9 protein-coding genes, 4 tRNA genes and 3 rRNA genes are annotated in these 15088 nt (G+C 39.0%); 11 read left to right on the top strand and 5 right to left on the bottom strand.

Annotation, left to right across the window (positions count from 1 at the left end):
* Positions 1–115 precede the first annotated feature (115 nt).
* From LNP27_RS02820 to LNP27_RS02795, 6 genes are all read left to right on the top strand, one after another.
* Positions 116–1027: an outer membrane beta-barrel protein gene (locus tag LNP27_RS02820; RefSeq protein ID WP_229942999.1), complete on the top strand. Its 912-nt coding sequence runs from the start codon at positions 116–118 to the stop codon at positions 1025–1027.
* Positions 1028–1340: 313 nt separating this feature from the next.
* The gene (gene trxA, locus LNP27_RS02815; protein ID WP_073244015.1) at positions 1341–1658 is read left to right on the top strand and encodes a thioredoxin; all 318 of its coding nucleotides are present in this window, start codon (positions 1341–1343) and stop codon (positions 1656–1658) included.
* 82 nt (positions 1659–1740) lie between these two features.
* Positions 1741–4311: a M1 family metallopeptidase gene (locus LNP27_RS02810; RefSeq protein ID WP_229942998.1), complete on the top strand. Its 2571-nt coding sequence runs from the start codon at positions 1741–1743 to the stop codon at positions 4309–4311.
* A complete protein-coding gene (locus LNP27_RS02805) occupies positions 4308–5246 on the top strand; it encodes a DUF58 domain-containing protein (protein WP_229942997.1) in 939 nt (312 codons plus the stop codon). Before LNP27_RS02810 ends, LNP27_RS02805 begins: the two co-directional genes overlap by 4 nt.
* Before the next feature lie 86 nt (positions 5247–5332).
* Positions 5333–5406: transfer RNA gene (locus LNP27_RS02800), tRNA-Asp, on the top strand.
* A gap of 246 nt (positions 5407–5652) precedes the next feature.
* A tRNA-Asp gene (locus tag LNP27_RS02795) sits at positions 5653–5729 on the top strand.
* Positions 5730–5849: 120 nt separating this feature from the next.
* Here LNP27_RS02795 and LNP27_RS02790 read toward each other — a convergent pair.
* A complete protein-coding gene (locus tag LNP27_RS02790; RefSeq protein WP_229942996.1) occupies positions 5850–6161 on the bottom strand; it encodes a transposase in 312 nt (103 codons plus the stop codon).
* 1102 nt (positions 6162–7263) lie between these two features.
* On the opposite strand from LNP27_RS02790, the gene LNP27_RS02785 reads away from it, so the two are divergent.
* The 5 genes from LNP27_RS02785 to rrf all read left to right on the top strand — a co-directional run bounded on the left by LNP27_RS02785 (position 7264) and on the right by rrf (position 12506).
* A 16S ribosomal RNA gene (locus LNP27_RS02785) occupies positions 7264–8777 on the top strand.
* A 211-nt stretch (positions 8778–8988) separates the two neighbouring features.
* Positions 8989–9062, top strand: a tRNA-Ile gene (locus tag LNP27_RS02780).
* A 105-nt stretch (positions 9063–9167) separates the two neighbouring features.
* Positions 9168–9241: transfer RNA gene (locus LNP27_RS02775), tRNA-Ala, on the top strand.
* A gap of 138 nt (positions 9242–9379) precedes the next feature.
* A 23S ribosomal RNA gene (locus tag LNP27_RS02770) occupies positions 9380–12268 on the top strand.
* A gap of 128 nt (positions 12269–12396) precedes the next feature.
* Positions 12397–12506: ribosomal RNA gene (gene rrf / locus LNP27_RS02765) — 5S ribosomal RNA — on the top strand.
* Together the 16S, 23S and 5S rRNA genes with 2 tRNA genes alongside form the textbook arrangement of a ribosomal RNA operon.
* A gap of 152 nt (positions 12507–12658) precedes the next feature.
* Here the strand turns inward: rrf and LNP27_RS02760 are convergent.
* The 4 genes from LNP27_RS02760 to LNP27_RS02745 form a co-directional block, all read right to left on the bottom strand.
* Entirely contained in the window at positions 12659–12802 is a 144-nt protein-coding gene (locus LNP27_RS02760) for a transposase (protein ID WP_229942995.1), read from the bottom strand.
* A gap of 23 nt (positions 12803–12825) precedes the next feature.
* Positions 12826–13779, bottom strand: a complete 954-nt coding sequence (locus LNP27_RS02755; protein ID WP_428979014.1) for an ISAon1 family transposase — start codon at positions 13777–13779, stop codon at positions 12826–12828.
* A 10-nt stretch (positions 13780–13789) separates the two neighbouring features.
* Positions 13790–14155 carry an ISAon1 family transposase N-terminal region protein gene (locus LNP27_RS02750; protein ID WP_229942993.1) on the bottom strand — a complete coding sequence of 122 codons (366 nt, stop codon included), beginning with the start codon at positions 14153–14155 and terminating at the stop codon, positions 13790–13792.
* A 385-nt stretch (positions 14156–14540) separates the two neighbouring features.
* Positions 14541–15047 carry a DUF456 domain-containing protein gene (locus tag LNP27_RS02745; RefSeq protein ID WP_229942992.1) on the bottom strand — a complete coding sequence of 169 codons (507 nt, stop codon included), beginning with the start codon at positions 15045–15047 and terminating at the stop codon, positions 14541–14543.
* Positions 15048–15088 lie beyond the last annotated feature (41 nt).

The following is a 15088-nucleotide window of genomic DNA, read 5'->3' as shown; positions in this document are numbered from 1 at the left end:
GCTTGATATTTATATGCATGCATATGGTGTCGTTTTTGTAGTCAAATTTATTCAAGAAATGGTCAAGTGCTTTGCGTGGAATTAATTAAATTTGTGTAAAACAAAAAACAATATTATGAAAAAGAATCTTTTTTTATTGGGATTTATGGTTTGCTCTATGACTATGATGGGCCAAACTGACACAAAAGAAAGCTGGTACTTTAAATTAGGAGGATCTTACTTTACACAAACAGCAGCTACTGAATTTCCTACTGTGGGAGGAAATGCTGCTTTAAGCAAAGTGTATGTTGGAGGGAAATTAGTATCTGAAGAAAGTGTAACTGGTTCTTTTGGGGAAGGTTTTAGAACTGGTTTCACGGCTGGATACCGTTTCAACGAACGTTTAGGAGTTGAGATGGGTGTTAATTATTACAACAGCACTGATAAAACAATGGCGCAAACAACCACAGATAATATATTCATTTCTGGGGGTAAGCCTGTTTTTAATTTCAAATCGGTGGGTCAAATTACTGCTTTTGATTTAGCTCCTGCATTAGTTTTGTTTTTAGGAGAACATAAAGGTTTTGAGCCTTATACTAAAGTTGGTGTTCTAGTGCCTGTTCACGGTGATTTAGAAATTACATCTGATGCAATTGCACCTACAGGAGTAGCAAATCCTGCAACTGTAGCTGTTCACAGTGTTGATAAAGTGAAACCAAACCCAACAGTTGGTTTTATGTCTGCTTTAGGAACATCATACAAATTAGGAAAAAATATTTCTGCTTTTGCTGAATTAGAGTACCGTAACTTTACAGTTCATGGCAAAACGAAAGAGACTACTCAATATACTGTAAATGGGAACGATGCTTTGGCGAGTAGAAGTCAAGCGCAAATACATACAAATTACCAAAATAGTTTGAATGTAAATTCTAATAATGCTGCGACGAACCCAAGCGGATTAGACAATACTAAACCAATGGACGAATTAAGTTCATACGTAGGTATTAGTGGTTTAGGACTTACTTTAGGTTTGAAATACAGTCTATAATACATTACTTTTGATGTTATATTTTAAGAGGTTGTCATTTGGCAGCCTCTTTTTTTTAGCCCTGATCGTAGCGGCATCCTTTTATTAGCTTGTTGCGAGGAACGAGTGATAAGCTAATAAAAGATATAGCAGAGAGCAGGAATAGCTCCTAATTTTAAATAAATAAGTTGTTAAGATGTTTTTATAAAGATTGTCAATACATTTATAGCCAAAACTAATTTACGAATGGTGTTAGATATGTTTTTAATTTCTAAATTTGTATCCAAGTTTTGTATACGCTCAGGACTTTTAAACTTAAATAAAAAAAAACAATATGGCATTAGCAATAACAGATGCTACTTTTGAAGAAGTAGTTTTGAAATCAGACAAACCAGTAATGGTAGATTTTTGGGCAGCATGGTGTGGACCTTGTAGAATGGTTGGACCAATCATTGACGAATTGAGTACTGAATACGACGGAAAAGTGGTAATTGGGAAAGTTGATGTTGATGCAAACCAAGAATTTGCTGCAAAATACGGAGTGAGAAACATACCAACAGTATTAGTTTTTCATAACGGAGAAGTAGTAGGGAAACAAGTAGGAGTAGCTCCTAAACAAACCTACGCAGATAGTTTAGACGCTTTGTTGTAATCTGTAGATTATAATTTATATAGAAAGGTTTGGCGAAAGTCAAGCCTTTTTTTATTTTTAACCCACACCAATCTTTGTTGTAATGAAAATCAGTTCGTGTTTATTGTGTTTTATTTTAGTAATTTATTCCTGCCAATCCGTTAAGAAAACCGCTCTGTCGTTAGAAAAGGGGATTTCTAAAGAATTAGCTGTCTATCGTAAGAGTCAGGTTGTAGAAGCTTCTTATGATTTGTCATTTGCTATTCCTAAAGAAAAAGAAAGTCCTATTTTGTCTCAACTTCTTTTGAAGGTTGAAGTTAGTGATGCTCATGGACCTTTGTATTTGGATTTTAATGAAAAGAAAGAAAATCTAAAATCAGTCGTGGTCAATGGGAAGGCCATTGAGATCTTGCATGAGAAAGAACACTTAATTATTCCAAAAGAATTTTTGATAAAAGGGAATAACACAGTTGAGGTTAGCTTTATTGCCGGTAATTTATCATTAAATAGAAACGACGATTTTTTATATACTTTATTAGTTCCTGATAGAGCTAGTACTTTATTTCCTTGTTTTGATCAGCCAGACATCAAGGCTAAATATACACTTTCTATGACGGCACCAAAGGGCTGGTCTGTTTTGGCAGGAGCTCCACTTCATAAAGAAACGGATCAGGGAGATTTTGTTCAGTATCAATTTGAGCAATCCGATAAAATGAGTACCTATTTGTTCTCTTTTGTGGCGGGTGAATTTAAAAGTGTTTTTAAAAATTTAGATAATTTTCCGATGACGATGTTGTATCGAGAAAATAATCCTGAAAAAATAAGTGAGAGTACGGAGTCTATTTTTAGTTTGCACCGACAAGCTGTTTCCTTTTTGGAAAAATACACCCAACATCCATTTCCATTTAAAAAAATGGATTTTGCTACGATTCCAGTATTTCAATATGGCGGAATGGAACATGTAGGTGCTATTCAATATAGAGAGTCAAAATTATTTTTGGATAATAGCGCAACAGATAGTGAGAAGCTTAGCCGAGGGAAATTAATTGCACATGAAGTTTCGCACATGTGGTTTGGCGATTTAGTGACTATGAAATGGTTTAACGATGTTTGGATGAAGGAAGTGTTTGCTAACTTTATGGCAGATAAAATTATGAATCCTGCTTTTCCTAATATTAATCATAAGCTTCAGTTTCTGGCTACTCATTATTCGAGTGCATACGAAGAAGATCGAACAAAGGGAACGCATCCTATTCGTCAGAATTTGGCAAATCTCAAAGATGCTGGTTCTCTTTATGGAAACATCATTTATAATAAAGCTCCCATTATGATGCGACAATTAGAAACAACTATGGGTAAAGAAGTGTTTCAAAAAGGAATTCAGAAATACATCCATAAATATGCAAACTCAAATGCTGATTGGGAGAATTTAGTCGAAATATTAGACAAGGAAACTCCTCTTGATATGAAAAAATGGAGCGATGTTTGGGTAAATCAATCGGGAAGGGCTTTGTTTGCTGATCAGATTGATTATGATCAGTCTGGTGCTATAAAGAGTTTTGTAATCAGTCAACAAGCAGAAGATGGTTCTCAAAATGTGTGGCCTCAAATTTTCGAAATTGGTTTGGTTTATGCCGATACTACTAAGATAATTAAGGTAAATATCAATAATCGAACTACTGAAGTAAAGGAAGTTATTGGTTCGTCAAAACCCATTTCGGTTATTTATAATTACAACGGTTATGGCTACGGAGTTTTTCCGATTGATAGTAATAATCTTGATAAAATACCTGAGATAAAGGACGAAGTGGCGCGTGCTTACAGTTATATTAATGGTTATGAAAAGACATTGATTGGTAAAATCATTCCATCAACGGCTTTCAATAGTTGTTTAAAAGGGATTTCTGTAGAGCAAAATGAGTTAATCGTGAAATTGATGTCTAATCAGTTAAGTACTTTGTTTTGGGATTTTCTTACTACGAAGCAACAAGTTATTGCTCAGGCCGAATTAGAACGATTGATCTATAGTAGATTACAAGAAGATTTACCTTCTAATATTAAAAAAACGCTATTCAGTTTGTTTGAAAGTATTGCTTACTCAGAATCTGGAAAAGAAAAGTTATACCAAATTTGGAACAATGAAATTAAAATTCCAAATCTGAAATTAAACGAAGATGATTTTGCTAATATGGCTATGGAGTTAGCTATTTATAAACATGAAAAATCAGGTGAGATACTTAGCAAAACTAGAGAATCAATAAGTAATTCAGACAAGCGAAAGCGTTTTGATTTTTTACTTCCATCGTTATCGAATGATTTAACTGTTAGAGATGCTTTTATGGAGTCATTAAAACTACAGAAAAACAGAGAGAAAGAAGCCTGGGTGCAAATAGCTTTGGCTAATATTCATCATCCTTTGCGTCAGCAGAGTTCAAAGAAGTATTTAAAAGCATGTCTAGATTTGATTGAAGAGATACAGCTGACGGGTGATATCTTCTTCCCTAAAGGTTGGTTGGTTAACAGTGTTGGGAAATATTCTTCTGCAGATGCTTATGTAATAGTGGCTGATTTTTTAAAGGAAAACCCTAAATTCAGTCCAATTTTAAAGAGGAAATTATTGCAAGCTACAGATAATTTATCCCGTGCTCAAGAAATTAAAAAAGAAACAGAATGAAAATCGAATCAAATATTGAAAAAATATCTAGTTTTCAGCATCTTGAATTGTTAGCAAATCAAGTTGTTGAAGGCTTTATTTCTGGAATGCATAAGAGTCCGTTTCATGGTTTTTCAGCAGAGTTTGCAGAGCATAAAGTTTACAATGTGGGCGAAAGCACAAAACATATTGACTGGAAACTGTTTGCGAAGACTGATCGTCTATATACGAAGCGATTTGAAGAGGAGACCAATTTACGTTGTCATATTATTATAGATAATTCCTCGTCTATGCATTATCCAAAACTAAAAGTGGGTCAAAACTTTTATGAGAATAAAATTGGATTTTCAGTTTTAGCATCAGTGGTTTTAATGAATCTGTTGAAGAAGCAGCGTGATGCAGTAGGATTAAGTGTTTTTTCAGATACGTACGAATATTATGCGCCTGAGAAGGGGAGTGATCGTCATCATCGAATGATTTTAAACACTTTGGAAAACTTGCTTGAGATACCAGTTACTCAAAAAACAACTGATGCGGTTACTTTTCTCCATCAAATAGCAGAGAAAATACATCGCCGGTCTATGATTATCTTATTTACGGATATGTTTCACTCGGGTAATAGTGCTGTAGATGAAGAAGCCTTGTTTACGGCTTTGCAGCATTTAAAACATAATAAGCATAAAGTGGTTTTATTTCATGTGGTAGATGTTAAAACCGAAGTGAATTTTGACTTTGATAACGCTCCACGAAAGTTTGTTGACATAGAAACGGGTGAGGAAGTAGCTATTTATGCGGATAATGTAAAGGAAGAATACGAAAAAGAGGTCGAAAAATACTTTAAAAAGCTGTCTTTAACCTGTTCTCAGAACAGAATTAAGTACATTCCAGTTAGTGTTGACGAAAGTTTTGAAAAAATAATGACAACATACTTAGTTGAAAAACAAAACTTTGGATAAAATATTGATGTTTTGCGAATTATTTTTTCAAAAAACGCTTGCGTAAACGGAAATCTATTGTATCTTTGCCACCGCAATAACGCAGAGGTTTGGTAGTTCAGTTGGTTAGAATACATGCCTGTCACGCATGGGGTCGCGGGTTCGAGTCCCGTCCAGACCGCAATATTGGGGAAAGCCTTTCGTAACAGAAAGGCTTTTTTGCCCCATAAGGTTTTTAACGTTAGTTGTGTTGTTTGCTGCGAATTTGTAACTCGTAGCGGGTTTAGTAGTTAGACCAATGAAAAGCTTTTCGCTTCGGCGAATAGCTTTTTTGATTAAAAAGTAAGAAATTCAGTTTTCTTTAGCTTAGTATATTTAAAGCAAGATTTGAATTTTTATATTATAAGGTTTCAGTTTAATAAATATTGGTTTGGTAGTTCAGTTGGTTAGAATACATGCCTGTCACGCATGGGGTCGCGGGTTCGAGTCCCGTCCAGACCGCCAGTATTGAGAAAAGTCTTTCGTAACAGAAAGACTTTTTTTGTTTTAATGCTTTGTGGAATATCTTATAATTTTTAAGGATCAAGCGCAAAAGTTGGGGATTATCCAAAAAGATTAGATAATCTAAAATAGATTCAGTAGAGAAGATAGAGTTTTTGACTCCTCTAAATTGAATACTTTAATTTTTGCATTAAAGGATTCTGCCGATGCATTAGTAGTTCTGTTGTCAAAATAGTTGAATATTGAGTGATAATTTAGAGTTAGGGTATTAAGTAGGATATTGAAGTTCTTAAAACCCAATTCCTCTGCATTCCTGTAGCAATGTGCTAATTTGGTCATTACATTGTGCTTATCGTTGCTATTATTGTAAATGCCTCGAAGTTGCTGACTTAAATTATACGCTTTCTTCAAATCTGGATACAATCCAAATGGCATTTGAGTTCTTTCGTTTTGACGTTTTCTTTATTATGTTATCAAAAGAATTATGAATTTATAGGTGGTTGATCTAAATTGAAATTTTCCTTTTTAGCGTTTCCGTTTATAAAAGAGCGGCTATTACTTTTTTTAGTAATAGCGGCTCTTTTATAAAGTGTCGGGCTATTTGGCTGCAAGTCCTTGTCAAGTTGCGTTGCACTTCACCTGCCTGTGTGCTTTCCACTACTATCCCTAATTCGATTCTGGATTTAAAATCAGGATCACTCCTATATATAAGGTATAGAGATAAAACTTAAATTAATTATGCTCAATCATCGCTGTTGGTTTCAGCCATGGGCTGATCTATGGTTGGATTTCGTAGTAATAAGCGTTCTGGTACTTGCTATAAAAAGCGATACATAGTACTCCCTGGATATAGTAGGTATAAGAAGAAGCATAGGAGCGTGCCTAAAACAAGAACAACCAAATCAATCAAAAGACGCTACGGGACTAGTTATTGCGTTATTTGAGTTGCTCTATTTAAACGTTAGCAATGATTAAGAAAAAACTTTTGACTTCAAGCTTCAGGTTTAGAGCGTGTTAAAAAAAATGTTTTAAAATTTTTTAAAAAAGCGCTTAAAAAGTATTGAATAGTGGTTTAAACTCGCTACTTTTGCACCCGCAACAACGCAGTCGTTCTTTAAAATACTGACAAGCACATCAAATTAAGATTAGAAATTATTTTCTAAAAAAGATTTAAAAAAGCTTGTGAGATTCGAAAGTCCTTACTACATTTGCACCCCGCAAAACAAGCAAAGTTCCTTGACAGATTGATAAGAAAATTAGAAGAAAAGAGGGATAAAATTTCTCAAAAAAAACTTCAAATTTTTCTTGCCAGTTAAGAAAACAAGTTTTACTTTTGCAGCCGCTTCCAGAGACACACCATGTGAGTTGAACGAGGCGAAAAAAACAAGAAGAACACGTTCCTAGACATATTGAATTGACAGCCGTCACGCTAACAAGCGTGACACAAGAATAAGAGTAATAGAATCGAAAGATTTGAATAACACCGATAGAATTGGAGTCGCATAATAATAGTCAAGCTTAGCTTGACGCACAATATACGATGAAGAGTTTGATCCTGGCTCAGGATGAACGCTAGCGGCAGGCTTAACACATGCAAGTCGAGGGGTATAGGTTTTCGGACCTAGAGACCGGCGCACGGGTGCGTAACGCGTATGCAATCTACCTTTTACAGCGGGATAGCCCAGAGAAATTTGGATTAATACCGCATAGTATAGCAGTTTCGCATGAAACCACTATTAAAGTCACAACGGTAAAAGATGAGCATGCGTCCCATTAGTTAGTTGGTAAGGTAACGGCTTACCAAGACTACGATGGGTAGGGGTCCTGAGAGGGAGATCCCCCACACTGGTACTGAGACACGGACCAGACTCCTACGGGAGGCAGCAGTGAGGAATATTGGACAATGGGCGCAAGCCTGATCCAGCCATGCCGCGTGCAGGATGACGGTCCTATGGATTGTAAACTGCTTTTATACGAGAAGAAACACTACTTCGTGAAGTAGCTTGACGGTATCGTAAGAATAAGGATCGGCTAACTCCGTGCCAGCAGCCGCGGTAATACGGAGGATCCAAGCGTTATCCGGAATCATTGGGTTTAAAGGGTCCGTAGGCGGTTTAGTAAGTCAGTGGTGAAAGCCCATCGCTCAACGGTGGAACGGCCATTGATACTGCTAGACTTGAATTATTAGGAAGTAACTAGAATATGTAGTGTAGCGGTGAAATGCTTAGAGATTACATGGAATACCAATTGCGAAGGCAGGTTACTACTAATGGATTGACGCTGATGGACGAAAGCGTGGGTAGCGAACAGGATTAGATACCCTGGTAGTCCACGCCGTAAACGATGGATACTAGCTGTTGGGCGCAAGTTCAGTGGCTAAGCGAAAGTGATAAGTATCCCACCTGGGGAGTACGTTCGCAAGAATGAAACTCAAAGGAATTGACGGGGGCCCGCACAAGCGGTGGAGCATGTGGTTTAATTCGATGATACGCGAGGAACCTTACCAAGGCTTAAATGTAGATTGACCGGTTTGGAAACAGACTTTTCGCAAGACAATTTACAAGGTGCTGCATGGTTGTCGTCAGCTCGTGCCGTGAGGTGTCAGGTTAAGTCCTATAACGAGCGCAACCCCTGTTGTTAGTTGCCAGCGAGTCATGTCGGGAACTCTAACAAGACTGCCAGTGCAAACTGTGAGGAAGGTGGGGATGACGTCAAATCATCACGGCCCTTACGCCTTGGGCTACACACGTGCTACAATGGCCGGTACAGAGAGCAGCCACTGGGCGACCAGGAGCGAATCTACAAAACCGGTCACAGTTCGGATCGGAGTCTGCAACTCGACTCCGTGAAGCTGGAATCGCTAGTAATCGGATATCAGCCATGATCCGGTGAATACGTTCCCGGGCCTTGTACACACCGCCCGTCAAGCCATGGAAGCTGGGGGTGCCTGAAGTCGGTGACCGCAAGGAGCTGCCTAGGGTAAAACTGGTAACTAGGGCTAAGTCGTAACAAGGTAGCCGTACCGGAAGGTGCGGCTGGAACACCTCCTTTCTAGAGCCTTAGTGTTAGTAGTAATACACGCTAGGGAAAGAAGACAAAGATTTTATAGGTATAGAATGTGGGTATTTTATTACTCTTGCTGTTAGTTCAAATAATACAATTAAGTAAAAGATAAACGATTTAGGATTGTTGAATGCTGATTATTGATTGCAGATTTTAAATCTGAGATCAAAAGTCGTTAATCATAAATCAGAAATCACCTTGTCTCGTAGCTCAGCTGGTTAGAGTACTACACTGATAATGTAGGGGTCGACAGTTCGAGTCTGTCCGAGACAACAATTACTTAAAAAAAAGAAGAATCTAGAGTTAGCAATTCACAACTCATTTGGATGTACGGTAAAGTTACAGAAAACTGAACACTGAAACATTGCCAACTGTATTGGGGGATTAGCTCAGCTGGCTAGAGCGCCTGCCTTGCACGCAGGAGGTCAACGGTTCGACTCCGTTATTCTCCACAAGATGCTGAAATAAATTCAGCATAAAAGTTCATTGACATATTGAGATAAGAAAATAATAAAAAGTAGAAAGCATTTTTTACTTGTTTATCATTAGGCAAGTAAAAGAAACGGCGCATTTTAATTAATGTGTTGGTACAATAAGCAAAATAAGGGCGTATGGGGGATGCCTTGGCTCTCAGAGGCGATGAAAGGCGTGATAAGCTGCGAAAAGCTACGGGGACGAGCACACATCGATTGATCCGTAGATACCTGAATGGGGCAACCCACTATGTTGAAGACATAGTACACCGATAGGTGGGCAAACCCGCTGAACTGAAACATCTAAGTAGGCGGAGGAGAAGAAAACAAAAGTGATTCCGTAAGTAGTGGCGAGCGAACGCGGATTAGCCCAAACCAAAGATGTTACGGCATATTTGGGGTTGTAGGACCACGACATTTGTTGCGGATAGAATTAGAATCTACTGGAAAGTAGAGCCATAGAAGGTGATAGCCCTGTATAAGTAATAGAAGATAACGATAGTGGTATCCTGAGTAGGGCGGGGCACGTGAAACCCTGTCTGAATTTGGCGGGACCATCCGCTAAGGCTAAATACTCCTGAGAGACCGATAGTGAACCAGTACCGTGAGGGAAAGGTGAAAAGAACCGTGAATAACGGAGTGAAATAGATCCTGAAACCATACGCTTACAAGCGGTCGGAGCCCTTTTGTGGGGTGACGGCGTGCCTTTTGCATAATGAGCCTACGAGTTAACGTTGCTGGCAAGGATAAGTGGTTAAGCCACGGATCCGTAGCGAAAGCGAGTCTGAATAGGGCGCTTTAGTCAGTAGTGTTAGACGCGAAACCGTGTGATCTACCCATGGACAGGTTGAAGCTGTGGTAACACACAGTGGAGGACCGAACCCGTTGACGTTGAAAAGTCTTGGGATGATCTGTGGGTAGGGGTGAAAGGCCAATCAAACTCGGAAATAGCTCGTACTCCCCGAAATGCATTTAGGTGCAGCGTTAGTTATAAAGTTATATAGAGGTAGAGCTACTGATTGGATGCGGGGGCTTCACCGCCTACCAATTCCTGACAAACTCCGAATGCTATATAATGTTCACTAACAGTGAGGGCTTGGGTGCTAAGGTCCAAGTCCGAGAGGGAAAGAACCCAGACCATCAGCTAAGGTCCCCAAATATATACTAAGTTGAAAGAACGAGGTTTGTCTGCCCAGACAGCTAGGATGTTGGCTTGGAAGCAGCCATTCATTTAAAGAGTGCGTAACAGCTCACTAGTCGAGCGGACGAGCATGGATAATAATCGGGCATAAGTATATTACCGAAGCTATGGATTTACGATTTATTTCGTAAGTGGTAGGGGAGCATTCTAACAGGGTTGAAGGTGTGTTGTAAAGCATGCTGGACTGGTTAGAAAAGAAAATGTAGGCATAAGTAACGATAATGCGGGCGAGAAACCCGCACACCGAAAGACTAAGGTTTCCACAGCTATGCTAATCAGCTGTGGGTTAGTCGGGACCTAAGGCGAACCCGAAAGGGACAGTCGATGGACAACGGGTTAATATTCCCGTACTAGTTATTACTGTGATGGGGTGACGGAGTGATGAAAGCGCCGCGAACTGACGGAATAGTTCGTTGAAGTACCTACCTATAAGGCCCGCAGGCAAATCCACGGGCTTTGGGGAAATACGATAGTACTCGGATACTTCGGTAGAAGAGATAGTGCGCCTAAGGGCTTCCAAGAAAAACCTCTAAACTTCAGGTAATAAGTACCCGTACCGCAAACCGACACAGGTAGTCGAGGAGAGAATCCTAAGGTGCTCGAGAGATTCATGGCTAAGGAATTAGGCAAAATAGACCCGTAACTTCGGGAGAAGGGTCGCCAGCAGTAATGCTGGCCGCAGTGAAGAGGTCCAGGCGACTGTTTATCAAAAACACAGGGCTCTGCAAAATCGTAAGATGAAGTATAGGGCCTGACACCTGCCCGGTGCTGGAAGGTTAAGTGGAGATGTTATGAGCAATCAGAAGCATTGAAATGAAGCCCCAGTAAACGGCGGCCGTAACTATAACGGTCCTAAGGTAGCGAAATTCCTTGTCGGGTAAGTTCCGACCTGCACGAATGGTGTAACGATCTGGACACTGTCTCAGCCATGAGCTCGGTGAAATTGTAGTAACGGTGAAGATGCCGTTTACCCGCAGTGGGACGAAAAGACCCTGTGCACCTTTACTATAGCTTAGTATTGACCTTGGATAAATGATGTGTAGGATAGGTTGGAGACTGTGAAGTGGCGTCGCTAGGCGTTGTGGAGTCATTGTTGAAATACAACCCTTTGTTTATCTGAGGCCTAACCCCGTGATTGCGGGGGACATTGCTTGGTGGGTAGTTTGACTGGGGTGGTCGCCTCCAAAAGAGTAACGGAGGCTTCTAAAGGTTCCCTCAGTACGCTTGGTAACCGTGCGTAGAGTGCAATGGCATAAGGGAGCTTGACTGAGAGACATACAGGTCGATCAGGTACGAAAGTAGAGCATAGTGATCCGGTGGTTCCGCATGGAAGGGCCATCGCTCAAAGGATAAAAGGTACGCCGGGGATAACAGGCTGATCTCCCCCAAGAGCTCATATCGACGGGGGGGTTTGGCACCTCGATGTCGGCTCGTCACATCCTGGGGCTGGAGAAGGTCCCAAGGGTTGGGCTGTTCGCCCATTAAAGTGGCACGCGAGCTGGGTTCAGAACGTCGTGAGACAGTTCGGTCTCTATCTACTGTGGGCGCAAGAAATTTGAGTGGATCTGATTCTAGTACGAGAGGACCGAATTGGACAAACCTCTAGTGTATCTGTTGTCACGCCAGTGGCATGGCAGAGTAGCTACGTTTGGAAGGGATAAGCGCTGAAAGCATATAAGCGCGAAACCCACCACAAGATGAGATTTCTTTTAAGGGTCGTGGGAGATGACCACGTTGATAGGCTATAGATGTAAAGGCAGTAATGTCATAGTCGAGTAGTACTAATAACCCGTAAGCTTATGTACGCTTTTCCTCCGTGCTTCGGCCCGGAGGAAGAAACTTTCTAATAATTTACTTTTTCTTTATCTCAGTATGTTAAGATATTGTGTAATGTTAATTAGCTCCAGGCTAGTTACCCATTGCAAAACGACCTTAAGGTGGTTATTGCGGCGGGGCTCACCTCTTCCCATCCCGAACAGAGTAGTTAAGCCCGCCTGCGCAGATGGTACTGCAGTTATGTGGGAGAGTATGTCGTCGCCTTTCTTTAAAAACCCTTCATCAAGAGATGAGGGGTTTTTTGTTTTATAAAAGGTTAGGATTCTATGAGTAGTGTCGGATCAAAGCAAATTTTGGATCAAAGCGAATACCTATGGGGAAGCCATGGACCAACACAAAAACCTGTGGAGCAGAAAAGATTAAGCATATATCTTAGTTAGTCGAAAAAGGAAAAATTCTACATTCCTAACACCTCTGAATCGTGATCTAAATGCTTTTATTTTTGCATTGAAAGATTCTGCTGAAGCATTAGTACTTCTATTGTCAAAATAGTGGATCAACACGAAAACCTGTGGAGCAGCAAAAATTAAGCATATATATTCGTTAGTCGAAAAAGGAAAAATTCTACATTCCTAACACCTCTGAATCGTGATCTAAATGCTTTTATTTTTGCATTGAAAGATTCTGCTGAAGCATTAGTACTTCTATTGTCAAAGTAGTTCAATATTGTTTGATAGTGAGTCATAATGGTACGGGAGATTGTACCGAAAGACTTAAACCCAGATTGATTTACTTTTTCATGCCATTTGGCTAATTTCGCAAAAGCAATAATTTTATCCGTTGTGTGCTCAAAGATGCCACGAAGCTCTTGAGTTAGGTTATATCCTTTTTGAATATCAGGATATAATTCAAATAGTAAGCCAGCACGTTCTATTTGGTTTGGTGTCCATTTAGATTTGTTTTTATACAAGAAATAACGACTCCTTGCCAGTAATTGTTTAAGAGTATCGCCATTAGAGAGTGTTTTAGATTCGAAATTTACTTTTGACTTCCTTGCTCGTTCTATTGCGTCATTTTCTTGATCTATGGCTTCCCAACGATATTTGATCCTGATTTCCTGGAGTGCTTCTGTAGCCAGCTTCTGCACATGGAAACGATCAACCACACGAGTTGCATTAGGAAAACATTTTCGAGCAATTAAGCCCATATTACCGGCCATATCCAAAGTAATTTCTTTGACTAGGTTTCTTTGTTTAAGAGGGATTTTTTCAATAATTGATATTACTGTTTCTGCTTTAGTTCCTGCAACCATGGCTACAATGGTTCCTTTCTTTCCTTTAGCAGATTTACTGGTCAGAATTGTATAGAGCTCTCCGTTAGAGAGAGATGTTTCATCTATAGATAAATACTTTCGAATGTTCTTAGGGAAAAGAAGCCATTTTTTAGCATGTCCTAGTTGATCCCAAGTTTTAAAGTCACTTAAGTAGTCTTTGTATTGAGACAACAAATTTCTCCCCTTAACTCCATAAAAAGAAGCGATAGCATTACAATCATTTGGACTGGAATCTATTGATCTCTTTTAAAAAAGACGCAAACTCCTGTGTTACACGAGTTCCGTCTGCTACTAAATTCCAATCTCTAAAGACTACTTTGCCAGTATCTTCGTTAAGCCATCTTCTTCGAGTGATATGAAGATATACCTGATGTCCACGAATAGGAAAATCTTGAACCGTTATCTCTTCAAAGAATCCTTTTGAACTCAATTTAGATCCTCGGTATTCTTCAGGAATTGAATTGATCTCCTTTAGATACAAATGAATTATCTCGTCTCCTTTTTTATAGGACGTAAGTTCAAAGTAGTCTACTATTATTTCTGGTAACAATAATTTAAGGATCTCGATAAAAGAGTCTTGCATTGGTATGTAATTTAGCAATACAAATATCTAGATTTTAATATTTCCCCACAACAATATGTATTGATCCTTAAATACCTCAGACGGTATTGTTTCTAAAAAGGTACTTATACAGTAAAATTAGAATGCCATTATTTCAAGACATTTAAGGAAGGAAGCATATTCCTGATTGTAGTAGATAGATTAGGTATAAATCTGTATTGCGAGTCAAAATGGCATACACACTTACTTGCACTTTTATTCTTTAAATCGTGAAAATTATTTGTTGTAATAGTGTAAATGTGTTATTTTTTGGCATAACGTCCTTAAAAACGAGAATGTCTTGACCGATTTCGATTAAATAAAATCACCTCATAATTTACAAGTTATCTGTTGTTAATTGATTTGTTTATGTGGAAAACAGCTCACTTTTATATTGCCATACGATCCATACAAACAGTCCGAAATACATCACACAAATTACAAATTTAATAAAGCTTGACGCTAAAAACCCCACAAATGATCCTGCAGCAGCTTTTAGCGCTCTGTTGTGATCTTTATAATCGTAGATAAGTTCACCAACTAATGCACCCACAAATGGACCAATTAGGAATCCAAAAGGAACAGGGGCGAAAATCCCGATTACTAATCCAATGTTTGTTCCCCAAATCCCATACGAGCTGCCTCCAAATTTTTTTGTGCCTTTAGCAGGAATTATATAATCTAAAACTGAGATGATGAGTGTGATTAATAAAGCAATTCCAAGTATCCAATAGTTAGCTGGAACAGCTTTAGTAAAATAAAGTAAGGCTAAGCCAACCCAACTAATCGAAGGTCCCGGCAAAACGGGTAAAAAACTACCTAACAGACCACCTATTATGCATAAAAAAGCAAGTATTAGTATAATCAAATCCATAAGTTTATTTTTAGTAATTTTGAAAACGCAAATCTAAGGTA

The organism is Flavobacterium galactosidilyticum (genome assembly GCF_020911945.1).
Lineage (GTDB): Bacteria > Bacteroidota > Bacteroidia > Flavobacteriales > Flavobacteriaceae > Flavobacterium > Flavobacterium galactosidilyticum.
This window is presented reverse-complemented; position numbering and strand designations above follow the sequence as displayed.